A 22,229-nucleotide genomic window follows, 5' to 3' on the forward strand; every position below is an offset into this window, starting at 1 on the left:
TTCATGGCTTTCGTTACGCGGTGCGGCGATAGGCGCGCACGCCGGTATGAAGATATTGCGCGCGCCCGCTCCCGTCTTCTCCCAGAAAATGGTAGCCCGCGGCAAGGGTGCGGCCAGGATCGCGCCCCAAAAAGAAATCGGGCCCCGCCGCTTCAAGCGGAATGTCGAGCGGCGGCTGCACCAGTGCATAATCGGCGGAGGGTAAGCGTTTGCAGATAAGCCCGCCATTTTTGGCGCGCACCTTCATCTCGCCGAGCCCGCAGGCATAGGTGCCCTCATAGCGGGCCGCATCGATTTTCTCCGGCACCGGTCCCACATCTTTTTCCGGCAGTTTGACGCCCGCAAGCTCCTCGAACAGCGCGGGGAAAAGCTCGTGATAAAGGCCCTTGCCGTCTCCGCCATTCGTCAAAAGCGCAATGGCCGTGCCGGAGGCAGGATGGAACCTGAGCCAGGCCGCCTGGCCGATGGTCGAGCCGTCATGACCGAAAATCTCATAGGCCCCATCCGCCCCCCGCCACATCATAAAGCCGAGGCCGAGAGCATCGATCTCCATGCCTGCCGGCAGGCGGACATTCTCCGCGCGCATGGCAAGGGCGCTTTCGTCGCTTAAAATCCGCGCGCCGTTCGCCGCTATGCCGGGCGCCGTTTCACTGGGCATGTGAAGGCGGGCAAACTCGATGACATCGCGCGCCCGCGCCATGGGCGTTGCCCCGGCGGGGCCGTTCGACTGCGCAAGAAAAGCGACAGGCGTGACGGCGAGACCTTTTTCCGGTGAACCGATATGGCCGATAGCGGTGAGATAGCGCATTGCCTGTTCCGGCAGCGTGGAAAAGGCGGACGTGCCGAGCGGCTTGATGAGCCGCGTGCGCATCGCTTTATCCCAGTAAAGCCCGCTCGCCGCTTCGATCAACCGGCCTGCAATGACAAAGCCGACATTGGAATAGGAAAACATCTCTCCCAGCGGATGCACGTTTTCCTGGGTTTCGAGCAGCGCTACGAATTTTTCGATCCGGTCTTCGCCGCGCCCGGCATTTTTAAAAAGATCGCCTTCGATGCCGCTTGTATGAGAAAGAAGATGGCGGAGCGTGACATGGGCGCTCGTCTCTTCGTCCTTCACCTTGAAATCCGGCAGGTATGTGCGCACCGGCAGATCGAGGGAAAGGCGGCCTTCTTCCACAAGCTGCATGGCAAGGGTTGCCGTATAAAGCTTGGTGATGGAGCCCACTTGAAAGAGCGCCTCCGGCGTTACCGGCACCTGCGTTTCCAGATTGAGGACGCCGGCGGCCGCCTCTTCAAGCGCGCCATCCGAAAAGACCGCGAGCGAGGCGCCGGGCACGCCGTAGCGCCGGATCAGCTCTTCAAGCCGCCCGGTGAGCGCCGGATTTGCGGATGCTTTTGCCGGGGAGCGGGACTGGGACACGCCGATCTCTCTTTTTCGCCAAGCTCTTTGCCTGAATCGCAGGCAGTTGATCCTAGCAGGCCGCGCGGGCCTTGCCTAAACTCATGCCATGATCGACATCATAGACCATATCCTCATCGCCGTGCCCGAGCTTGACGGGCCCGTCGCCGATTACACGAAACTCACGGGCCGTTTGCCCTCTTGGCGGGGCAGCCATCCGGGCCTCGGCTCGGTGAATGCGCTTTTCCGTTTTTCCAACACCTATATCGAGCTTGTCGCACCGAAAGGCGAGGGCCGCTTCGGCGATATCCTGCGCCCCCATTTGGAGAAAAACGGGGCCGGCATTATCGGTCTTGCCTTCGGGGTGGAAGATGCGGCGGGCGCCGCCGCCTTTTTGCGGGAAAAGGGCCTTAGCGCCAGCGATCCTCTGCCCGGTGAAGGGGCGGATGAAGGCGGCGCGCTTGCCCCCCGGCGCTGGAAAAACGTCATGTTGCCGCCGGAAGAAACGAACGGCCTTTTCATGTTCCTCATCGAACAGGAAGACCGGCTTGCTTTACCCTTCGCGCCTTTGGTGAAAGAGGGTGAGGGCCGGGCGGCGGCGGAAGCAATCGATCATGTGGTGATCAACACGCCGGATGCGGATAGCGTCATCGCGCTCCTGCAAGGCAAACTTGGCCTGCGCCTTGCGCTCGACAATACGGTGAAGGAATGGGGCGTGCGGCAGATATTCTTCCGCACCGGGCGCATGACCATCGAGGTGATTTCCTCGCTCGATGAGAAAAAGCGCGCCAAAGAAGACCATTATTGGGGCATCACCTTCCGCTATCCCGATTTGACCAAAGCGCGCGCACGGCTTTTGGAGGCGGGCGTGCCTGTTTCCGATATCCGCAAGGGCCGCAAGAAGGGAACGGTGGTGGCAACACCGAAAGGCGCGACCTTCGGCATCCCGACGCTCTTGCTCGCGCCGGAACGCAAAGACTGAATATCGGGCTTTAAGAGCGCGGCGCGGCGGCGCGGCGCAGCCGGTCGTTGATCGCCTCGCCGAGCCCCGTTTCAGGCACCGGCATGACGGCGATGCGTTTTCCTTCCGCCTGCGCGTCGAGCTCCTGCAAATAGCGGAAGAGATTGGCCGCCGCCTCGCGCAAATCCCCTTGGCGTGACAGGTTGAGCGTCAGCGCCGCGCCTTGCAATGCATCCGGCCCGAAGGCGAGCAGCACTTCATCGCGGTTTACCTCTTTAGCGTTCAGCCGGATCGGGGCTTCGGGCGCATAATGGCTTGCAAGCTGGCCGGGGGAAGAACGCCCGGCTTCACCCTCTTCTTCTGCGGCTTCCGCCAGCTTCATGCCGAGCACCGCCTCGATCTCCGCGCGGGCAATGGCGCCGGGGCGCAGCAAGGTGGGCGGGCCGTCTTCGGGCAGGCCGATCACGGTGGATTCCAGCCCGAGCGTGCAGGGCCCGCCATCGAGGACACCGGCGACAAGCGCGCCTGCCTCTTCCAGTGAGCGGGCGACATGGGCGGCGAGCGTCGGGCTGAGGCGGCCGGAGCGGTTGGCGGAAGGGGCGGCAAGGGCAAGCCCGCTCTCGCGCAAAAGCTTGAGCGCCAAAGGATGCTGCGGCACGCGCAAGGCGACGGTGGGAAGACCGGCGCTTACGAGAAGCGATAAGGGCGTCTCCGCCCGGCGCGGCAAAACGAGGGTAAGCGCGCCCGGCCAGAACGCTTTTGCGAGCGCCCGCGCCCGCGCGTCGAAACGGGCATGGGCCTGCGCCGCTTGCAACGAAGGTAGATGCACGATGAGCGGGTTGAAGCGCGGGCGGCCCTTTGCTTCGAAGATCCGCGCGACGGCGCTATCCTGCGTAGCGTCTGCGCCCAGCCCGTAAACGGTCTCGGTCGGAAAGGCGACGAGCTTTCCCGCGCGCAAAGCATCTGCGGCTTTTTTTATGTGGTCGGCATCCGGCGGCCAGATGGGAAGCGGCATGGGCGTATCAGGGCTTTTTGGCGTAAAGGGCTTGGCGGCGCAGAATGGCGTTCACGGCGGGAGAGGGCAAGGCCCAGGCAAGCCAGGCGATGAAACGGTTGAGGCGGCCTGGAATATGAACGGGCTTGCCCTGCATGACCGCTTTATAGCCTTCCTCGGCAACGCGCATGCTTTTCATCCACATGAAACGCGGCATGGAAGACATGGCCGCGCGCGTGCCCATGACATCGTGAAACTCGGTATAGGTGAAGCCAGGGCAAAGCGCGGTGACATGCACGTTCTCGCCCGTATATTCGAGCGCCAGCGCTTGCGACAATTTGATCTCGAAAGCCTTGGCCGGAATGTAAAGCGTGCCGCCCGGCGCCGGCGGCAGAAAACCGGCAAGTGAAGCCACGTTGAGAATGCGCCCATAGCCGCGTGCGCCCATATCCGGGGCAAAGCGGTGGCAGAGCTCGGCCACGCCCGTCATCATCACCTGGCAAAGCGCGTGCTGATCGGCCCAGCTTGTGTCCCGGTAAAAACCGGCAACGCCGAAGCCCGCATTGCAGACAAGCGCATCGATATTAAGCCCGCGCATGCGCATTTCATTATGCAGCCATTCGGCAGCGCCCGGTTCGGAAAGATCGAGCGTCACGGCATGAACGGTGACGGCAAAGCGGTGCTCGAGATCGCGGGCGATTTCATGCAGGCGCTTTTCCCGGCGCGCGACGAGCACGAGATCGAAGCCGCTGCGGGCGAAGACTTCCGCCAGATCCTTGCCGATTCCCGCCGAAGCGCCGGTGATCAGCGCATGGCGGCCCGTGCCTTCTTTTCGGGCGGTTTCATTGTCTTTTTGTCCGTTCGCCATATCTTCTCCGGTGCATCGCGGCGGGAATTTGGAGTGAATATGCGTTCACCTCAAACCCGCTTATAAGGTGTTCAGCATATACGAATTTTGTCTTGAACCGATCCTTCATCGGGCGCAAGAAACGGGCGTTTGGCCCGAGCTTGTGGGGATTTGCCGGGGTTTGAGAGCGAAATACAGGAGACAGGAATGAGCTACCGCGCGCCGGTCAAGGATATGGCCTTCATGTTGAACGATGTGGCAGGGCTCCAGTCTCTCGTCAGCAGCGGCCTTTACGAAGAGGCGACGCCGGACCTGATCGAAGCGGTCCTTGAAGAAGCGGGCAAGCTCGCCGAAAACGTCATCGCGCCCTTGAATGACGGGGTGGATGCAAATCCGGCCAAGCTGAAAGACAAAGAAGTGACGACCTCGCCCGGTTTTGCCGATGCTTACCGCCAATGGGTGGAAGGCGGCTGGGGCGCGATTGCAGGCTCGGGCGATTATGGCGGCCAGGGCCTGCCCATGGCGCTTGCCGCCGCGCTGCAGGAAATCTGGAACGGCGCCAGCCTTTCTTTCGGGCTCTGCCCCATTCTCAGCCAGGGCGCGGTGGAAGCCTTGAGCGCCCATGGCACGGACGAGCAGCGGGAAAAATATCTCACCAAACTGATCTCCGGCGAGTGGACCGGCACGATGAACCTGACCGAGCCGCAGGCAGGCTCCGACCTCAACGCGCTGAAGACCAAAGCGGTGCCGCAGGAAGACGGCAGCTATCTCATCACCGGCACGAAAATCTATATCACCTACGGCGAGCACGACATGGCGGAGAATATCATCCACCTCGTGCTGGCCCGCCTGCCCGATGCCCCGGCAGGCACGAAAGGCATTTCGCTGTTCCTCGTACCGAAATATCTCGTCAATGAAGATGGCTCGCTCGGCGAGCGCAATGATGTGGAATGTATCGGCCTTGAAGAAAAGCTCGGCATCCACGGCAGCCCGACCTGCGTCATGGCGTATGGCGAAAAAGGCGGCGCGAAAGGCTATCTGATCGGCCAGGAGAACCGCGGCCTCAATTGCATGTTCACGATGATGAACAATGCCCGCCTTCTTGTCGGCATTCAGGGCGTGGCGGTGGCAGAGCGCGCCTATCAGCACGCCCTTGCCTATGCCAAAGACCGCAAACAGGGCCGCAAAGTGGGCTCGCAGCTTGCGCCGGGTGAAATGGACCCCATCATCGATCATGCCGATGTGCGCCGCATGCTCATGAGCATGAAGAGCCTTGCCGCCGCCGCGCGCGGCATTTGCTATGCTAATGCGGTTGCCATCGACCGCTCGCATAAAGGCAAGAGCGAAGAAGAAAAAGCGGCCGGGAAGGCGCGTGCCGATCTTCTGACCCCCATCGCCAAAGCCTGGAGCACGGATGCAGGCGTGGAAGCGGCCTCCATCGGCGTGCAGGTGCATGGCGGCATGGGCTTTATCGAAGAAACGGGCGCGGCGCGCTTTTACCGGGATGCCCGCATTCTGCCGATCTATGAAGGCACGAACGGCATTCAGGCCATCGACCTTGTGACCCGCAAATTGCCGCTCGGCAATGGCGAGGTGGTGAAAGCCTATCTGGATGAGATTGCCGAGAGCGTGGAAAAGGCCCGCGCCTCCAACGACCCGGATCTGGGCATTGTCGCAGACCGGCTGGAAGAGGGCCTCTCGGGGCTCGAAGAGGCAACGGACTGGATGCTCGCCCGCCTCAAAGACGCGCCGAACGACTGCCTGGCAGGCGCGAGCCCCTATCTGAAGCTTTTCGGTACCGTGGCAGGCGGCCATTACCTGACCCGCGCCGCGCTCCTGGCAAGCGGCGAGGAAGGCCCCAAGGTGCTTGCCCGCTTTTTTGCGGAAAATTTTGCAGGCCCTGCAAAAGGGCTCGTTTCCGCCGCGATTGCCGGGGAAAGCGCGCTGATGGACCGGGCGGATTCACTTCTTGAAGCATGAAGGCCGGGCCCGGCGTGTTTGACGCTGGGCGCAAGCTTTTCTATTCAGTACGGGCCGCGTCCTTCAGGGCGCGGCCTTTGACTTTGGAAGGGATGAGAAAATGAGACAGGGCGCCGGCGGCTTGCAATATCCATTCGAGACGGTTCCGGCGCGCGGTGAACTCATCGAAGCGGCCCCCGGCATCATGTGGGTGCGCATGCCGCTGCCTTTCTCGCTCGACCATATCAATCTCTGGCTGCTGGAAGACGGCGAGGGCTGGGCGCTTGTGGATACCGGTGTTGCCAATGACGAGACGATCGATCTGTGGAATTCGATCTTCGAGGAAAAGCTCGGCGGCAAACCCATCACCCGCGTCATCGTCACCCATCTTCATCCCGATCATGTGGGCCTTGCCGGCTGGATCACGCGCAAATTCGGCGTGACGGTGGAAATGTCGCGTACGGATTATCTGATGTGCCGCACGCTTGTGGCGGATACGGGCAATGAAGCGCCGCAAGAAGCGATCGATTTTTACCGCGGCGCGGGCTTTTCCGAACGCGGGCTCGATGCCTACCGCGCCCGTTTCGGCAATTTCGGCGAGCGGGTCTACCGGCTGCCGGATATTTTCAAACGCCTGAAAGAAGGCGACACGCTGACCATCGGCGGGCGGGAATGGGAAATCATCGTCGGCTCCGGCCATGCGCCCGAACATGTCTGCCTTTATTCGGCAGAGGACAAGATTCTGATTTCCGGCGATCAGGTGCTGCCGCGCATTTCCTCCAATGTCAGCCTTCATCCGACGGAGGCCTATGGCAACCCGCTGCAGGACTGGATCGATAGCTGCGCCAAGCTGCGCGCCGCGCTGCCCGATGACACGCTCGTGCTGCCTGCCCATAATGAACCCTTCTACGGGCTCCATGCGCGCCTCACCCGGCTCATCGACGGGCATGAGAAAAGCCTGAAGCGGCTTCTGGGCGAGCTTGCCGAACCCAAACGCGCCATCGATGTCTTCAGCGCGCTTTTCAAACGCAAGATCGGGCCGGATGTTTTCTTTATGGCGACGGGGGAGAGCCTCGCGCATCTCGCCTGCCTTGTGCACCGGGGCCTGGCCCGCGCCGAAAAAGACGAAAAGGGCGTCGTCTGGTACAAGGCGGCTTAACGGGGGCGTCCCTGTTTCGCAGGCGTCACCCGGCGACAAGCTCGGGGTGACGGCCTATAAAGAGTGGCGGGTCTCTTCCTGCCCTGCTCATTGCATCGGTGCGTGCTCCGCGTCAGAGTAAACTTATGACCACACTGCTTGAAACCCACGAGGCCTGCCTCGCCCATGAGACGCCGCAGGGCCATCCCGAATGCGCCGCCCGGCTGAAAGCCGTTCTGGGCGCGCTGGAGGCGCCGGAATTTGCGGACTTAACGCGCATTGCCGCGCCAAGGGCCGAAACGAAGGCGCTGGTGCGCGTGCATTCCCAGGCCCATATCGATGCGATCCTCTCCATGGTGCCCGAAGAAGGCTTTGCCCGTATCGATGCCGATACCGCCATGTCGCCGGGCTCGGGCGAAGCGGCTTTGCGCGCGGCGGGGGCGGCCATCGATGCGGTGGACCGGGTCATGGCGGGGGAGGCGGAAAACGCTTTTTGCGCCATCCGCCCGCCGGGCCACCATGCTGAACCCAACCGGGCCATGGGCTTTTGCCTTTTCAACAATGTCGCCGTCGCCGCCCAGCATTTGCGCGCCGAATACGGCCTCTCGCGCATCGCGGTGGTGGATTTCGATGTCCATCACGGCAATGGCACCCAGGCCGCCTTCTGGGATGCGGACGGCATGTATTACATCTCCGCCCACCAGTCCCCCCTTTATCCGGGCACGGGCGCGGTGAGCGAGCGGGGCACGCACCGCAATATCCTCAATCTGCCGCTGAAACCGGCGGCGGGATCGGATGATTTCCGGCTCATCGTCTCGGAGGCGATTCTGCCGGCGCTGGAGATGATGAAGCCCGAATTCTTGCTGATTTCCGCCGGTTTTGACGCCCATGAGGCCGATCCTTTGGGCGGAATGGGGCTGAAAACCGCCGATTATTACTGGGTCACGCAGCAGCTTGCCGCTTTTGCCCGCGCCAGGGTAAAGGGGCGCATTGTCTCCACCCTTGAGGGCGGGTATGACTTGGAGGCATTGGCCGAGGCCAGCGCGGCCCATGTACGCGCCTTGATGGGCCGCTGAGACTGGACCAAGCTGAGACCAGCCTGCCGGAACGAAGGAGTTTGCCGTGGCGGAGAAGAAAACCGCAATCCCGGACGATATTGCGAAAATGAATTTCGAGACGGCTCTGAAAGAGCTGGAAGGCATCGTCGGCAAGCTGGAATCGGGCAATGCGCCGCTGGAAGAATCCATCGAGCTTTATGAGCGCGGCAATCTGCTCAAAGCCCATTGCGAAAGCCGGCTGAAAGCGGCGCAGGCCAAGGTGGAAAAAATCACGCTCGGCGCCGATGGCGCCGCCGGTACCGAGCCTGCCAATATCGATTGATCGGCCCCTTTTGCCCCCGAAGGAACGCCCCCGATGGCCAGTCTTGCCTTCGAAAAAGCATTGACCGAGACCGCCGCCGGGGTTGAGCGCACCCTTGACCATCTGCTGCCGCGCCCGCAAGGGCCCGAAGCCCGCGTCATCGAGGCGATGCGCTATGGCGCGCTGAACGGGGGCAAACGCTTCCGCGCCTTTCTGGCTCATCAGGGCGCCAAACTCTTTGCCATGGATGACGAGCGCTCGCTGCGCCTCGCCGCTGCCATCGAATGCGTTCATGCCTATTCCCTCGTCCATGACGATCTGCCCTGCATGGATGATGATGACATGCGCCGGGGCAAGCCTTCCGTGCACCGCGCCTTTGACGAGGCAACTGCGGTGCTGGCGGGCGATGCGCTTTTGACGCTGGCCTTCGAAATTCTCGCCGACCCTGCCACCCATGAAGATGCGCGGGTGCGCGCCGATCTGGTGCTCGGCCTGTCCCGGGCCGCCGGCGCGCTCGGCATGGTGGGCGGGCAGATGATCGATATGGCAAGCGCGGGAGAGGATCTTGCCATCGGGCCGCTCACCCGCATGCATCAGCTCAAAACGGGCGCGCTGATTGCCTTTTCCTGCGAGGGCGGGGCCATTTTGGGCCATGCGTCTCCCTCCGCCCGCCAGGCGCTCCATGCCTATGCCCATGATCTGGGCCTGGCCTATCAGATTGCCGACGACCTTCTGGATGAGGCAGGCGACAGCGCCGCCCTTGGCAAGACCGCCGGGAAAGATAAATCTCAAGGAAAAGCCACATTTCTGACTATTCTGGGGGAAGAGCGCGCCCGGGCGCAGGCTAGCCTCCTGGCCGATCAGGCGGTGGCGCATTTGGAAATGTTCGACGACCGGGCAGATATTTTGCGTGAGGCGGCATCATTCGTTATAAACCGCCGCGCGTGAGCCTTTTCCGGGCGGAAAAGGCAGGTAGGACAGTGACGGGCGGAAAGCTGCCCGGTAGTGAGGTTGAGCGTGACAGCGCAGAGCAAGACGCCCCTTCTCGACAAGGTTAAAAACCCTGCGGACCTTCGGGCCCTGCCGGAGAGCGAGCTGCGCCAATTGGCGGACGAGCTGCGCACCGAGACCATCGATGCCGTATCCGTCACCGGCGGGCATCTGGGCGCAGGCCTCGGTGTCGTCGAGCTGACCACGGCCATTCACTATGTCTTCAACACGCCCGAGGACCGGCTGATCTGGGATGTCGGCCATCAATGCTATCCCCATAAGATTCTGACGGAGCGGCGGGACCGTATCCGCACCATCCGCCAGGGCGGCGGGCTTTCCGGTTTCACCAAGCGCGCGGAAAGCGAATACGACCCCTTCGGCGCGGCGCATTCCTCCACCTCCATTTCCGCAGGCCTCGGCATGGCCGTGGCGCGCGATCTGGCAGGCAAGAAGAACAATGTCGTCTGTGTGATCGGAGACGGCGCCATGAGCGCGGGCATGGCCTATGAAGCCATGAACAATGCCGGTTCCATGGACAGCCGCCTTATCGTCATTCTGAACGACAATGATATGTCCATCGCTCCGCCGGTGGGCGCGATGAGCGCTTATCTCGCCCGGCTGATTTCCGGGGAGACCTATCGCGGCTTCCGCAGCTTTGCCAAGCATTTGGCCGAGAAACTGCCCAAGAGCCTGGAAAAAATCGCCAAGCGGGCGGAAGAATATGCGCGCGGCATGGCGACCGGCGGCACGATGTTCGAGGAGCTCGGCTTTTATTATGTCGGGCCCATCGACGGGCACAATCTAGACCATCTTTTGCCGATCCTGAAAAATGTGCGCGACAGTGAAGAAGGCCCGATCCTCATTCATGTCGTCACGCAAAAGGGCAAGGGCTATGCGCCGGCGGAAGCTGCCGCCGACAAATATCACGGCGTTTCGAAATTCGACGTGATCACCGGCACGCAGGCAAAAGCCAAAGCCAATGCGCCTGCCTATACGAAAGTGTTCGCGCAAGGCCTCATCAAGGAAGCGGAAGCCGACGAGAAGATCGTTGCCGTAACCGCCGCCATGCCCTCCGGCACCGGGCTCGATCTTTTCGGCAAGACCTTTCCCGAGCGCACCTTCGATGTCGGTATTGCCGAGCAGCACGGCGTGACCTTTGCCGCGGGCCTTGCCTCGGAAGGCTATAAGCCCTTCGCCGCGATCTATTCCACCTTCCTGCAGCGCGCCTATGACCAGGTCGTGCACGATGTGGCCATTCAAAAGCTTCCCGTGCGTTTTGCCATCGACCGGGCCGGGCTTGTCGGCGCGGACGGGCCGACCCATGCTGGCGCCTTCGATATTGCCTATCTTTCTTGCCTGCCCGATTTCGTGGTGATGGCAGCGGGCGATGAAGCCGAGCTCATGCATATGGTGGCCACGGCGGCGCAGATCGACGACCGGCCCTCCGCCTTCCGCTATCCGCGCGGGGAGGGGATCGGCGTCGAAATGCCCGAACGCGGCGTGCCGCTTGAGATCGGCAAGGGCCGCATCCTGAAAGAGGGCTCGAAGATCGCGCTGCTTTCCCTTGGCGGGCGCCTTGCCGAGGCGGTGAAAGCGGCCGAGGAACTGGGCCGGCTCGGGTTCCCGGCAACGGTGGCCGATGCCCGCTTTGCCAAACCGCTCGATGAAGCGCTGATCCGCCAGCTTGCAAGCCACCACGAAGTGCTGATCACGCTGGAAGAAGGCAGTGTCGGCGGTTTCGGCTCCCATGTTTTGCACTATCTTGCCAATGCCGGTCTTCTCGACAGCGGTTTGAAAGTGCGCCCGCTTTGCCTGCCCGACCGTTTTATCGATCAGGACAAGCCGGAAAAAATGTATGACGAGGCCGGGCTCAACGCGCCGCAGATCGTACGCGCGGCGCTTGGCGCGCTTGGGGCGGAGAACGTCATTGTCGATCTGACGGCAGCCCATCCCCGCAAGCCCTGACCGGCGCCATGACGGAACCTGGCGAACGGCTCGATATGGCTCTGGTCTCCCGGGGCCTTGCTCCTAGCCGCGCGCGGGCGCAGGCGCTGCTGCGCGAGCGAAAAGTGTCGGTGAACGGGGAGGCGGTGTCCAAAGCTGCCCGCATGGTGGCGCCGTCGGACGAGGTAAGTCTGAGCGCGCCCGACCATCCTTGGGTCTCGCGCGCCGCTTTGAAGCTGGTGCATGGGCTTGCCCATTTCGGCATTAAGCCTGAAGGCCTCAGAGCGCTCGATCTCGGCGCCTCGACCGGCGGGTTCACGCAGGTTCTGCGCGCGCATGGCGCAGCGCATGTGATCGCGGTGGATGTTGGCCACGGGCAATTTGCCGGGAGCCTGCGGGAAGATGACGGCATCAGCGTGCTGGAAGGCACGAATGCGCGGGATCTGAGCGTAGAGATGACGGGCGGCGCGGTGGATCTCATCGTCTGCGACGTCAGTTTCATCAGTCTGGAAAAGGCTTTGCCGGCAGCGCTTGCGCTTGCAAAGCCCGGCGCTTTTCTTCTCACGCTGATCAAGCCGCAATTCGAGGTGGGCAAGGGCCGCCTCGGCAAAGGCGGCATCGTGAAAGATGCGGGCCTCCACGAAGAGGTTTGCGTGAGGCTTGAGACATGGCTTGCCGCGCAGCCGGGCTGGCGCGTTTTAGGGCTTTGCCCGAGCCCCATCACGGGCAGTGACGGCAATAAGGAATTTTTGATGGCAGGGCGTTTTGATGGCTGAAGAAGTGGAAATCCTGCGCATGGGGCACCAGGGCGAAGGTGTGGCAGAGCGCACGTCGCCGCTTTTCGTGCCCTATACGCTGCCCGGTGAGCAGGTGCGCGTGGCAACGGATGAAAGCGATCATGGCAGCCTCAAAGGCATCCTCACGCCCTCGCCCGAGCGCATCAAACCGGCCTGCGCGCATTTTACCCGCTGCGGCGGCTGCGCTCTTCAGCATTGGCAGGAAGAGGCTTATGCAAGCTGGAAGGAAGGCCTCGTTGCGCAGGCTTTTTCCCAGCAGGGCATCAGCGCGGAAATTTCTCCGATCATCCGGGCGAAACCCGGCACACGGCGGCGGGCGAGCTTTGCCGTCACGCGGACAAAATCCGGCGCCGTGGCAGGTTATTATGCCCGCGGCACCCATCAGATCGTGCCGGTTTCCATGTGCCCGCTGGTGCGCCCGGAAATCGAGAGCGCGATGCAGCCGCTTGCCGATCTCGTGGCGGGCGGTCTTTCGCGCAAGGGCCGCGCCTCGGTGCTCGTCACCGTCACGGCCTCCGGCCTCGATGTCATGGTCAGCGGCGGCAAGCCGCTCGATATCGATCTGCGCATGTATTTGAGCGAAGGCGCTGACCGGCTGGACCTTGCCCGTCTTGCCTGGGAAGGGGAGATCGTGGCCGAGCGGCGCTTGCCGATACTTTCCCTTTCCGGCATTCCCGTCACGCTCGCCCCCGGCGCTTTTTTGCAGGCGACGGCGGATGGGGAGGCTGCGCTCGTCCAATCCGTTCTTGAGGGGATGGAAGGGGCGGGCGATGTCGCCGATCTTTTTGCCGGCTGCGGCACCTTCACCTTTGCGCTTGCCCGGAAGGCCAATGTCCTTGCGCTGGAGGGTGAGGCAGGCCAGGTGGAGGCCTTGGAGCGGGCCTATCACCGTGAAGGCCCGGCCCATCATCTAAAGCGCATCACGGCGGAGCGGCGTGATCTTTTCCGCCGCCCGCTTCTGACCCCGGAAATGAAAAAGCTGGACGGCATCGTTTTCGACCCGCCTCGCGCCGGGGCGGCGGCACAGGCCGCTGAAATCGCCAAAAGCGCGGTGCCGCGCCTTGTTGCCGTTTCCTGCAATCCGGCGACCCTTGCCCGCGACCTGCGCGCGCTTTTGGACGGGGGTTATGACATTTCCCGGGTCCAGCCGGTGGACCAATTCCTCTGGTCGCCCCATATTGAAGTGGCGGTGCATCTGACGCGCCGTTGAGAGGGTGTAAGAGAGGCGCATATGGCACGGATGCTGGAAAGCTGGCGGCATGGCCTGTCCCAGACGGCGCGGATCGGTTGGTACGCTGCCCATTATCTGGCGGTGAACCGGATGCGCGGGCCGCTGACGCCGCCCGGCGAAGCGCCCTTCAAGCCGCAAGGCGCCTTCCCGAAATGGCAGGGCATGCTCGGCGAAATCCGCAAGCTGATCGAGAAGGATGCGGCTCATGTGGCGCGCGGCACCTACCGCGCTGCCGATCCGCTTTTACCGCTCGGAGACGCGCTCGAAAAGTCCCGCCGCTTCTTTGCCGATATGCCGGCCCTCGATGAGCGCCGCCTCTCGCGCGGCCATAGCGAGGTGCGCGAGAAATTGCGGGGTCAGCCAGGCGCGCGCGCCTATCCGCGTTATTATCTCCAGAATTTTCACTACCAGACCGATGGCTGGCTGTCCGAGGATAGCGCGCGGATTTACGACACGCAGGTCGAAATTCTCTTCTCCGGCACCGCCGACATGATGCGCCGCCAGGCGCTCGTGCCCCTTGCCCGCTGGATGGAAGGAAAGGACCAGCGCGAGGTCTCCTTCCTTGATTTGGCCGCGGGCACGGGGCGCTTTCTGCGCGATCTTAAAGCGAGCTGGCCGCGCCTTTCCGTCCTCGCGCTCGATCTGTCGCATGCTTATTTGGGGGAGGCCCGGCGCAATGTGAAGCGCTGGCGCGGCGTGCAGCCGGTGCAGGGATTGGCCGAGAGGTTGCCGCTGGCCGATGCAAGCCTCGATGTCGTCAGTTCCATCTATCTCTTTCATGAGCTGCCGCCCAAAATCAGGCGCGCGGTGATCGGCGAGGCGGCGCGGGTTTTGAAGCCCGGCGGGCTCTTCGTGCTGACGGATTCGCTGCAGCAGGGTGACAGAGAAGATTATGACGGGCTGCTCGAGTTTTTCCCCGTCGGCTTTCACGAGCCTTATTTCACGTCTTTCCTCACAGAAGATTTTGGCGCGCTCTGCGCCGCGCAGGGGCTCAAGCTTGTGAGCGCCGAGACGGCGTTCTTAAGCAAGGTCATGGCGTTCGAAAAAGAGGCTTAGGCGCGGTCCGCTTTGCGCGCTTCCGCAATCCGGGCACGGATGACATCGCCGAGCTGTTCGGGAGAAACCGCCAGCGGTTCGAGCTTCACCGTAAGTTCGCCTTCCGATACCGGCTTCCATACCGAATACATATAACGCCGCCAGCTTTCAGGTTCGCGCTCTCGCACCACTGCCTTTTCGATGGGCGCGTGCAAGATGAGATAGAGCTCTGCATTGCGGATATTGCGCACGGCTTTGTTATAGATGCGGATGCCGGCAATCTTGCTCCAGGGCAGGAGCCCCAGGCCTTCGATATAAAACCCTTCCGGGGAGACCTGCAGCGGCGGATGGCGGCGGAAGGTGAGAGGCGCGTAATAATACGCAACGCCGAATGCGGCAATCGCGGCAAGCAGCAGAATGCCGTCGAAGCGCGTCACCGCCAAGGAGAGCAGAAAGAGGCCGAGCAGGCTGCCGCCATAGACCATCATTTCGCCGTTGCCGCTTTCATAGCGAATGGGAATGATTGTGCCGCTGTCGTTTTTCAAAGCCGGTTCCGCCTCGCCTTTTGCTACCCCCCGCATACGCACCTTGAGCATATACGCAAAGCCCGTGCCGGTCGGCGCTTTTTGCAAAAGGGAGAATGCGGGGCTTTCGAGGGGAAGGCGCCGGAAAAACGACCGGATTTTCAGCACCCCGCGCGGCGGCTGCACAGATATGCGGCACAGCGCTTCTGATAAGCACGCGGCAAGGAAGGTTCAGAGACCGCCCACTTGGCCCCGGTGGCGCAGCAAATGATCGGCAAGGACGCAGGCCATCATCGCCTCGCCTACGGGCACGGCGCGGATGCCGACGCAAGGATCGTGGCGGCCTTTGGTGCGCACATCCACCTCTTCGCCCTTGCGCGTCACGGAACGGCGCGGGGTGAGGATGGAAGAGGTGGGCTTCACCGCAAAACGGGCGATGACATCCTGGCCCGTCGAAATACCGCCCAGAATGCCGCCGGCATGGTTCGTCAGGAAGGAGGGCTTGCCTTCTTCCATGCGCATTTCATCGGCGTTTTCTTCACCGCTTAGGGAAGCGGCTTCAAAACCATTGCCGATCTCCACACCCTTGACGGCATTGATGCTCATGAGGGCAGCGGCAATCTCGGTGTCGAGTTTGGCATAGATGGGCGCGCCCAATCCGGCGGGCACGCCTTCGGCCGCCACTTCGATCACGGCGCCGCAGGACGAGCCTGCCTTGCGCACCTCGTCGAGATAGCTTTCCCAAAGTTTGGCGGCTTTGGCATCCGGGCACCAGAAATCGTTGCGGGCGGTTTCGTCCCAGTCCCAATTGGCGCGGTCGATCTTATGCGGGCCGACCTGCACCAGCGCGCCGCGCACCTTGATGCCGCCGATCACCTTGCGGGCAATGGCCCCGGCGGCCACGCGCGCCGCCGTCTCGCGCGCGGACTGGCGCCCGCCGCCCCGGTAATCGCGAATGCCGTATTTGGCTTCATAGGTGTAATCGGCATGGCCCGGCCTATAGCGGTCTTTGATCTCGCCGTAATCTTTGGAGCGTTGATCGGTGTTTTCGATGATCAGCGAAATCGGCGTGCCGGTCGTCACCTGCTCGCCCGTTTCCGGGTCTTCGAAAACGCCGGAGAGAATGCGCACCTGGTCCGCCTCGCGGCGCTGGGTCGTGTGGCGCGACTGGCCGGGGCGGCGCTTGTCGAGAAAGGGCTGGATATCGGCTTCGGTCAGCGGAATGCGCGGCGGCACACCGTCGATGACGCAGCCAAGCGCCGGCCCGTGGCTTTCGCCCCAGGTCGTCACGCGGAAAAGATGGCCATAGGTGTTATGCGACATAAACCCGCTCCGGATTGCGGCGGCCCCGCGCCCCGCGCCATGCCTGAGGTTCTATCCTCACGCGCAGAACCCGTCAAATCGCGGTTTTCGGGACAGGCGGCCCTTAAACGATGCTCATGTCCGGGGCGTCTTCCGCCTTCATGCCCACCACATGATAGCCCGCATCCACATGATGCACTTCGCCGGTCACGCCTGTGCCGAGGTCGGAGAGGAGATAGAGCGAGGTCTTGCCGACCTCTTCGATGGTCACGCCGCGCTTCAGGGGCGAGTTCAGCTCGTTCCATTTCAGGATATAGCGGAAATCGCCGATGCCGGAAGCGGCCAGCGTCTTGATCGGCCCGGCGGAAACGGCGTTGATGCGGATGTTCTTGCGGCCGAGATCCACGGCGAGATAACGCACGGAAGCTTCCAGCGCCGCTTTCGCCACGCCCATGACGTTGTAATGGGGGATGACTTTTTCCGCGCCGTAATAGGTCAACGTGATAATCGAGCCGCCCTCGGTCATCAGCTTTTCCGCGCGCTGGGAAACGGCGGCAAGCGAATGGCAGGAAACGGCCATGGCAGTGGTGAACTGCTCGAGCGAGGTATCGACATAGCGCCCGGTCAGCGCTTCTTTGGGCGCATAGGCGACCGCATGAACCAGAAAGTCGATGGAGCCCCAGGCTTTCTCGATTTCGGCGAAGGCCGCGTCCATGCTCGCCGGGTCCGTCACATCGCAGGGCATGACGAGATTGGAGCCCACTTCGGCGGCCAGCGGCTCAATGCGCTTTTTCAGCGCGTCGCCCTGATACGTGAAGGCAAGCTCGGCCCCTGCATCGGCGCAGGCTTTGGCGATTCCCCAGGCGATGGACCGGTTATTGGCGACGCCCATTACGAGGCCGCGTTTGCCCGTCATCAATTGCCCGGTTCCGCTCATGATTCTGTCCTTGGATAACTGCTCGCTGGGTGCCCGCGCCGCGCGTTCACCTTTCGGGCGGGCATCCTACACAAAAGACGAAGGTGGTCTAGGGAAAAGGTATGGGGGAATTGGCGGAAAAGCGGGATAAATCAGAGCATTAGCCGTTTGCAATGCAGCATGGCAGCGCCTTAAGCGTTTTCCCTGCCGCCTTTTCCTTGCGCCCATCCGGCGATGAAGCTTTTTAGCGCCGGGTCGATTTCATCGGGCAGCACGATCTGCAAGGTGGCGAAATGATCGCCCGCCTTGCCGCCGCCCGCAGGGCGGACGCCCTGGCCCTGCAGGCGCAGCCGCCGCCCGCTGGAAGAGCCCGGCGGCACGGTGACGGCGACGGAGCCATGCAGCGTTTTCACGCGGATTTTTGCGCCCAGAATAGCCTCGGCCAGGCCGATGGGCACATTGGCGGAAATATCGAGCCCGTCGCGCTCAAATTCCTCGTGCGGCTCGATCGTCACGGTGATGAGCGCATCGCCCCGCGTGCTGCCGAAGCGGCCGGGTTCGCCCTGGCCGCGCAGGCGGATCTGCTGGCCCTCGGAAAGCCCGGCGGGGATTTTCACATCCAGCACCTTGCCGCTTGCCAGTTTCACCCGTTTCGTCGCGCCGAGCGCAGCGTCGGTGAAGGAGACGGTGAGTGTGTAATCTTCGTCTTCCCCGCTTGCCCCGCCCACAGCCTGCTTGCCGGCGCGGCGCAGGCCAGAAAAGAACCCGGCAAAGGCCGAGGCGCTTTCCCCTTCCGGTTTGGCGCGGCTGACGGTTTCGGGTTCTTCCGTGCGGGGGCGATCGGCGGTTTTCTCCGCACTTCTTTGTGCGCCTTCGCGGGCTTTGTTCAGCTCGTCCTGAAAATCGCTCTTGCGGCTTTGGGCAGCGCGCTCGCGCTCGCGGTTTTGATTTTGAGCGCGTTCCTGCTTCGGCGCTTCCCGGCGGGGGGCTTCCTGTTTAGGGCTGGCTTTTGCATCCGCGCTGCCGGACTTGTTCTCATTGGCGTCCTGATAGGATTTGCGTTGGCGGAACCCGGCGCGGCTGTCCCCCTCCTTTTGCGCGCCGGCAAAGGGGCCGCTGCGCCCATTGGGCTGGGCTCTGCCGGGCTGCGGGCGCGGGCGGTCCATGCCCAGGGGCTCGGGCTTCGGCGCGCTCATCTGCTGATAGGCGTTGGTGACTTCCTTGAACCGGGCCTCGGCAATCGTATCGCCGCCGTTGAAATCGGGATGATAAAGCTTGGCCAAGCGCCGGTAGGCGGCCTTGATCTGATCTTTCGAGGCATTCCGGGGGACGCCGAGGATTTCATGGGGCTGACGCAACGCCGCTGATCCTGCGCATATGGTTAATAATCTCTTCTCAAATCATAAAGGCGCTTGGATACCAAAAGGTTAAAGTTGCCATCACGGGCGCGTCAGTCGCCGGAAATGTGGGATACGGCACTCTTACCCGGCATTTGAGGGCGCGCGGACCTCATCGAGGCGGGTTTCGAGCCCGATGCGCGCGCGGGCCTTTTCATGGCCGAGAAACGCGGCAAGGCGCATCAGCCGGTCCGCTTTCGCCGGGTCCTTGCCGGTCCCGTCACCGGCTTCGGTCAGAAGGGCAAGCTGATAAAGCGCTTCCGGATAGCCGTCCTGCGCGGCCTGCATGAAATAGCCGGCGGCATCTTCCGTATCCCGCTCGATGCCCTCCGCGCCCAAAAGCAAGGTCCCGGCATTGAGTGCGGCAGCATTCAGCCCCGCATCGGCAGCGCGCTCGTAAAAATAAAGCGCGCGCGGCAAATCCTGCGCCGTGCCCCGCCCGAGGCGCAGCAAATGGCCGACATTGCGCTGGGCGGCCAGATCGCCAAGCTTTGCAAGCGGCAGCCAAATTTCATAGGCGCGCGTGTAATCGCCTGCGTCATAGGCGGCAACCCCTGCCTGAAAGGCCGTGATGCGTTCCTTCTCCGCCAGCACTTGTTCGCCGGGCGCAATGGCCTGAGGGTTTGCAAGAGCGGGCAGGGCGGGCAGGTGCACCAGCGCAGCGCTTAAGAGAGCGGCGCGGATGAGCGGCGCGCAGGCCAATGAGAGCGGCTTATGCAGCATTGATCCCCCAAGAAGCGCCTGCCGTACCGCCTTGATATGGATTAAAGATCGGGGCATTGGTGGGACAAGCGCTCATCCAGCCTATATAAAACGCAGACCCGGCGATTGGCCAGCGGAACCGGCCTTCGGGCGTTGAGAAGGTCCTGGGCCGGGCGATGACAGGATGTAAGGAAGATGACGGCAAAGACGGAAAATTCAGACGGCGCCAAAAACGATGAGGATATTTTCGCTTCCGGCAATCCTTTTGAGCTTTTCCGCGAATGGCTGGCGCTTGCCGGTGAAAAAGAGCCGAACGACCCCAATGCCATGGCGCTGGCAACGGCGGATGAAGACGGATTGCCGGATGTGCGCATGGTGCTGCTGAAAGGTTTCGATGAGGCGGGCTTCGTTTTCTACACGAACCTTGAAAGCGACAAGGGCCGCGAGCTTGCCGCCAATGCCAAGGCCGCGCTCTGTTTCCATTGGAAGAGCCTGCGCCGCCAGGTGCGTGTGCGCGGCCAGGTGGAACGGGTGAGCGATGCGGAGGCCGATGCCTATTTCGCCACGCGCGCCAAGGACAGCCAGATCGGCGCCTGGGCCTCGCGCCAGTCCCGCCCGCTTGAAAGCCGTTTTGCGCTGGAAAAGGAAGTGGCGAAATATGCGGCGAAATATGCGCTGAAGGAAGTGGACCGCCCGCCGCACTGGTCAGGATTCCGCATCGTGCCGGAGCGCATCGAGTTCTGGCGTGACCGGCCGTTCCGTTTGCATGACAGGCTGGTTTTCCTGCGCGAAGGCGCCCAGGGGCACTGGCGCACCGAGCGTCTCTTCCCGTAAGTTGCCTTCATGAACGCACCGCAAAACCCCGCCGCCGGGAGCCCGGCCTCCGGCCCGGTTCTGATGAAACGGGCAACCTATGCCGCCGTTGCCGTGGCGCTTGCGCTTGTCCTGATGAAGGCGGGCGCCTTCTGGCTCACGGGCTCCGTGGCCATGCTCGGCACACTGCTCGATTCTCTCCTCGACGGCACGGCGTCTCTGGTCAACCTTTTTGCCGTGCGTTTCGCGCTGGAACCGGCGGACCGCGATCACCGTTTCGGCCATGGCAAGGCCGAAGCGCTGGCCGGGCTCGGTCAGTCGGTCTTCATTTTCATTTCCGCCGGCTACATCACTTATGAATCGGCAAGCCGGCTTATCGCGCCCGAGCCGCTGTCGCGCTCGCTTATCGGCATCGCGGTGACGGTTGTTGCGATTGCGCTCACCCTCGCGCTCGTCGCTTATCAGCGCAAAGTGGTGCGGGAGACGAACTCGCTTGCCATCGAAGCGGACTCGATCCATTACCGCGGCGACTTGCTGATGAACCTCTCGGTCATCGCCGCGCTGCTTCTCTCCGGCGTTTTCGGGTTGACTTGGGCGGACCCGATTTTCGGTTTCGTTATTGCCGGCTTCATCGCCTGGAGCGCCCTGCAAATCGTGCGCAATGCGGGCGATCAGCTCATGGATAAAGAGATGTCCGAGGAGGATCGCGACCGGATCAAGCAGGTCGTGGCCGCCCATGAAGAGGCCATCGACATGCATGATCTGCGCACCCGCATGTCCGGGGCCAATCTCTTCATCCAGTTTCATCTGGAGCTCGACGGCTCGCTCAGCCTGATGAAAGCGCACCGCATTACCGACGATATCGAGAAGGAAATCGAGGCGCTTTTTCCTGGCTCCGAAGTGCTCATTCACCAGGACCCGGCAGGGCTGGAGCGGGTGCCGAAGCTCCTGCGGACGTGAAGCGGCGTGAATTCTCCTGCGTCTTCTTTGCCATTGTGATTGCCCGAAAGGCGGATAGACTGCGCCCATGACACAAATCCCGAACCATGAGCGCAAAACCCTGATCCTGACCGGCGCCAGCCGCGGCATCGGCCATGCCACCGTGAAGCGTTTTTCAAGCGCAGGCTGGCGGGTGATCACCTGTTCGCGCCATCCTTTCCCGGAAAACTGCCCCTGGGATGCGGGGCCAGAGGATCATATTCAGGTCGATCTGGCGGACCCGGAAAACACCGCCGAGGCGATCAAGGAAATGCGCGAGCGGCTGAAAGACCAGGGCGGCCGTTTGAACGCGCTCGTCAATAACGCGGCCATCTCGCCGAAGGGCGAGGGTGGCGCGCGGCTCGGCATTCTGGAAACCGCAGACAGCGCCTGGCGGCAGGTCTTTCAGGTGAATTTCATGGCCCCGGTCATGCTCGCCCGCGGCCTTTTGGAAGAGCTGAAGGCGGCGCAGGGTTCCATCGTCAACGTGACCTCGATCGCGGGCACGCGCGTGCATCCCTTCGCAGGCTCCGCCTACGCAACTTCCAAAGCCGCGCTTGCCGCGCTGACACGGGAAATGGCCTCCGATCTCGGCCCGCTCGGCATCCGCGTCAACGCCATCGCGCCGGGGGAAATCGACACGGCGATCCTCTCGCCCGGTACGGACAAGATCGTGGCGGAAATTCCGCTGCGCCGTCTCGGGCTTCCGGAAGAAGTGGCGAAGACCGTTTATTATCTGTGCACGGAGCAGTCGTCTTATGTGACGGGCTCGGAAATCCACATCAATGGCGGCCAGCACGTTTAAGGCTGCGCGTACCGCATGGACCCCGGCTCGGAGGCCGGGGTGACGCTTTTGATTTGAAGCACCGCCTTACCACTCCCTCAGGCTGTCACCCCGGCTTTATGCCGGGGTCCATAAAGAAGCTGCGGCCGGTAAAGGCGC

At 62.5% G+C, this 22,229-nt stretch carries 21 protein-coding genes; 13 read left to right on the forward strand and 8 right to left on the reverse strand.

The features are described 5' to 3' along the window. Positions 1-13 precede the first annotated feature (13 nt). Positions 14-1,420 carry a serine hydrolase domain-containing protein gene (locus M2A_RS13065; protein WP_045448375.1) on the reverse strand — a complete coding sequence of 469 codons (1,407 nt, stop codon included), beginning with the start codon at positions 1,418-1,420 and terminating at the stop codon, positions 14-16. A gap of 88 nt (positions 1,421-1,508) precedes the next feature. Here M2A_RS13065 and M2A_RS13070 point away from each other — a divergent pair, with 88 nt between their 5' ends. Then, positions 1,509-2,381 (forward strand): VOC family protein, encoded by an 873-nt coding sequence (locus tag M2A_RS13070; RefSeq protein ID WP_045448376.1) that lies wholly within the window; start codon positions 1,509-1,511, stop codon positions 2,379-2,381. 10 nt (positions 2,382-2,391) lie between these two features. On the opposite strand, the gene M2A_RS13075 is transcribed toward M2A_RS13070, so the two are convergent. Both M2A_RS13075 and M2A_RS13080 read right to left on the reverse strand, forming a co-directional pair. Beyond that, positions 2,392-3,375, reverse strand: a complete 984-nt coding sequence (locus M2A_RS13075; protein WP_045448378.1) for an L-threonylcarbamoyladenylate synthase — start codon at positions 3,373-3,375, stop codon at positions 2,392-2,394. A 7-nt stretch (positions 3,376-3,382) separates the two neighbouring features. Further along, a complete protein-coding gene (locus tag M2A_RS13080) occupies positions 3,383-4,222 on the reverse strand; it encodes an SDR family NAD(P)-dependent oxidoreductase (protein WP_045448380.1) in 840 nt (279 codons plus the stop codon). Between the two features lie 186 nt (positions 4,223-4,408). Between M2A_RS13080 and M2A_RS13085 the strand changes: the two genes are divergently transcribed. From M2A_RS13085 to M2A_RS13125, 9 genes are all read left to right on the forward strand, one after another. Beyond that, positions 4,409-6,181: an acyl-CoA dehydrogenase gene (locus M2A_RS13085; protein ID WP_045448382.1), complete on the forward strand. Its 1,773-nt coding sequence runs from the start codon at positions 4,409-4,411 to the stop codon at positions 6,179-6,181. 100 nt (positions 6,182-6,281) lie between these two features. Then, entirely contained in the window at positions 6,282-7,319 is a 1,038-nt protein-coding gene (locus tag M2A_RS13090; RefSeq protein WP_045448384.1) for an MBL fold metallo-hydrolase, read from the forward strand. Between the two features lie 125 nt (positions 7,320-7,444). Further along, on the forward strand, positions 7,445-8,374 hold the full coding sequence (locus M2A_RS13095; protein ID WP_045448386.1) for a histone deacetylase family protein: 930 nt from the start codon (positions 7,445-7,447) through the stop codon (positions 8,372-8,374). A 46-nt stretch (positions 8,375-8,420) separates the two neighbouring features. Continuing rightward, a complete protein-coding gene (locus tag M2A_RS13100; RefSeq protein WP_081875620.1) occupies positions 8,421-8,678 on the forward strand; it encodes an exodeoxyribonuclease VII small subunit in 258 nt (85 codons plus the stop codon). A gap of 33 nt (positions 8,679-8,711) precedes the next feature. Continuing rightward, complete coding sequence (locus M2A_RS13105; RefSeq protein ID WP_045448388.1) at positions 8,712-9,605, forward strand: polyprenyl synthetase family protein; 894 nt, start codon at positions 8,712-8,714, stop codon at positions 9,603-9,605. Between the two features lie 69 nt (positions 9,606-9,674). After that, entirely contained in the window at positions 9,675-11,612 is a 1,938-nt protein-coding gene (gene dxs, locus M2A_RS13110; RefSeq protein ID WP_045448390.1) for a 1-deoxy-D-xylulose-5-phosphate synthase, read from the forward strand. Continuing rightward, entirely contained in the window at positions 11,609-12,367 is a 759-nt protein-coding gene (locus M2A_RS13115) for a TlyA family RNA methyltransferase (RefSeq protein ID WP_439645678.1), read from the forward strand. Before dxs ends, M2A_RS13115 begins: the two co-directional genes overlap by 4 nt. Next, the gene (locus M2A_RS13120) at positions 12,360-13,598 is read left to right on the forward strand and encodes a class I SAM-dependent RNA methyltransferase (protein ID WP_045448394.1); all 1,239 of its coding nucleotides are present in this window, start codon (positions 12,360-12,362) and stop codon (positions 13,596-13,598) included. The genes M2A_RS13115 and M2A_RS13120 overlap by 8 nt, the downstream gene beginning before the upstream one ends. A 21-nt stretch (positions 13,599-13,619) precedes the next feature. Next, positions 13,620-14,675 (forward strand): class I SAM-dependent methyltransferase, encoded by a 1,056-nt coding sequence (locus tag M2A_RS13125; RefSeq protein WP_045448396.1) that lies wholly within the window; start codon positions 13,620-13,622, stop codon positions 14,673-14,675. Here M2A_RS13125 and M2A_RS13130 read toward each other — a convergent pair. The 5 genes from M2A_RS13130 to M2A_RS13150 form a co-directional block, all read right to left on the reverse strand. Beyond that, positions 14,672-15,199 carry a hypothetical protein gene (locus M2A_RS13130; protein WP_197052934.1) on the reverse strand — a complete coding sequence of 176 codons (528 nt, stop codon included), beginning with the start codon at positions 15,197-15,199 and terminating at the stop codon, positions 14,672-14,674. The genes M2A_RS13125 and M2A_RS13130 overlap by 4 nt on opposite strands. Positions 15,200-15,409: 210 nt before the next feature. Continuing rightward, positions 15,410-16,501 (reverse strand): chorismate synthase, encoded by a 1,092-nt coding sequence (gene aroC, locus M2A_RS13135; RefSeq protein ID WP_045448400.1) that lies wholly within the window; start codon positions 16,499-16,501, stop codon positions 15,410-15,412. A 103-nt stretch (positions 16,502-16,604) separates the two neighbouring features. Continuing rightward, entirely contained in the window at positions 16,605-17,417 is an 813-nt protein-coding gene (fabI, locus tag M2A_RS13140) for an enoyl-ACP reductase FabI (protein WP_045448402.1), read from the reverse strand. A 170-nt stretch (positions 17,418-17,587) separates the two neighbouring features. Beyond that, the gene (locus M2A_RS17510; protein ID WP_052379479.1) at positions 17,588-18,754 is read right to left on the reverse strand and encodes a DnaJ C-terminal domain-containing protein; all 1,167 of its coding nucleotides are present in this window, start codon (positions 18,752-18,754) and stop codon (positions 17,588-17,590) included. Positions 18,755-18,877: 123 nt separating this feature from the next. Next, entirely contained in the window at positions 18,878-19,516 is a 639-nt protein-coding gene (locus tag M2A_RS13150) for a tetratricopeptide repeat protein (RefSeq protein ID WP_052379480.1), read from the reverse strand. A 174-nt stretch (positions 19,517-19,690) separates the two neighbouring features. On the opposite strand from M2A_RS13150, the gene pdxH reads away from it, so the two are divergent. The 3 genes from pdxH (at position 19,691) to M2A_RS13165 (ending at position 22,091) form a co-directional block, all read left to right on the forward strand. Continuing rightward, positions 19,691-20,329 (forward strand): pyridoxamine 5'-phosphate oxidase, encoded by a 639-nt coding sequence (gene pdxH / locus M2A_RS13155; protein WP_045448404.1) that lies wholly within the window; start codon positions 19,691-19,693, stop codon positions 20,327-20,329. Positions 20,330-20,338: 9 nt separating this feature from the next. Next, the gene (locus M2A_RS13160; RefSeq protein ID WP_147446250.1) at positions 20,339-21,268 is read left to right on the forward strand and encodes a cation diffusion facilitator family transporter; all 930 of its coding nucleotides are present in this window, start codon (positions 20,339-20,341) and stop codon (positions 21,266-21,268) included. Positions 21,269-21,335: 67 nt separating this feature from the next. Further along, entirely contained in the window at positions 21,336-22,091 is a 756-nt protein-coding gene (locus M2A_RS13165) for an SDR family NAD(P)-dependent oxidoreductase (protein WP_045448406.1), read from the forward strand. The last annotated feature ends 138 nt before the right edge of the window (positions 22,092-22,229 follow it).

Origin of the sequence: Tepidicaulis marinus, assembly GCF_000739695.1 — a bacterium.
GTDB classification, from domain to species: domain Bacteria; phylum Pseudomonadota; class Alphaproteobacteria; order Parvibaculales; family Parvibaculaceae; genus Tepidicaulis; species Tepidicaulis marinus.

Excerpts from the sequence above, each read along its gene's own strand:
- M2A_RS13070 (WP_045448376.1), top strand. The coding sequence starts at position 1,509 with ATGATCGACATCATAGACCATATCCTCATCGCCGTGCCCGAGCTTGAC.
- pdxH (WP_045448404.1), top strand. The coding sequence starts at position 19,691 with ATGACGGCAAAGACGGAAAATTCAGACGGCGCCAAAAACGATGAGGAT.
- M2A_RS13125 (WP_045448396.1), top strand. The coding sequence starts at position 13,620 with ATGGCACGGATGCTGGAAAGCTGGCGGCATGGCCTGTCCCAGACGGCG.
- M2A_RS13075 (WP_045448378.1), bottom strand. The coding sequence starts at position 3,375 with ATGCCGCTTCCCATCTGGCCGCCGGATGCCGACCACATAAAAAAAGCC.
- M2A_RS13080 (WP_045448380.1), bottom strand. The coding sequence starts at position 4,222 with ATGGCGAACGGACAAAAAGACAATGAAACCGCCCGAAAAGAAGGCACG.
- M2A_RS13090 (WP_045448384.1), top strand. The coding sequence starts at position 6,282 with ATGAGACAGGGCGCCGGCGGCTTGCAATATCCATTCGAGACGGTTCCG.
- M2A_RS13105 (WP_045448388.1), top strand. The coding sequence starts at position 8,712 with ATGGCCAGTCTTGCCTTCGAAAAAGCATTGACCGAGACCGCCGCCGGG.
- fabI (WP_045448402.1), bottom strand. The coding sequence starts at position 17,417 with ATGAGCGGAACCGGGCAATTGATGACGGGCAAACGCGGCCTCGTAATG.
- M2A_RS13120 (WP_045448394.1), top strand. The coding sequence starts at position 12,360 with ATGGCTGAAGAAGTGGAAATCCTGCGCATGGGGCACCAGGGCGAAGGT.
- M2A_RS13150 (WP_052379480.1), bottom strand. The coding sequence starts at position 19,516 with ATGCTGCATAAGCCGCTCTCATTGGCCTGCGCGCCGCTCATCCGCGCC.
- M2A_RS13165 (WP_045448406.1), top strand. The coding sequence starts at position 21,336 with ATGACACAAATCCCGAACCATGAGCGCAAAACCCTGATCCTGACCGGC.
- M2A_RS13085 (WP_045448382.1), top strand. The coding sequence starts at position 4,409 with ATGAGCTACCGCGCGCCGGTCAAGGATATGGCCTTCATGTTGAACGAT.
- M2A_RS13095 (WP_045448386.1), top strand. The coding sequence starts at position 7,445 with ATGACCACACTGCTTGAAACCCACGAGGCCTGCCTCGCCCATGAGACG.
- M2A_RS13160 (WP_147446250.1), top strand. The coding sequence starts at position 20,339 with ATGAACGCACCGCAAAACCCCGCCGCCGGGAGCCCGGCCTCCGGCCCG.
- aroC (WP_045448400.1), bottom strand. The coding sequence starts at position 16,501 with ATGTCGCATAACACCTATGGCCATCTTTTCCGCGTGACGACCTGGGGC.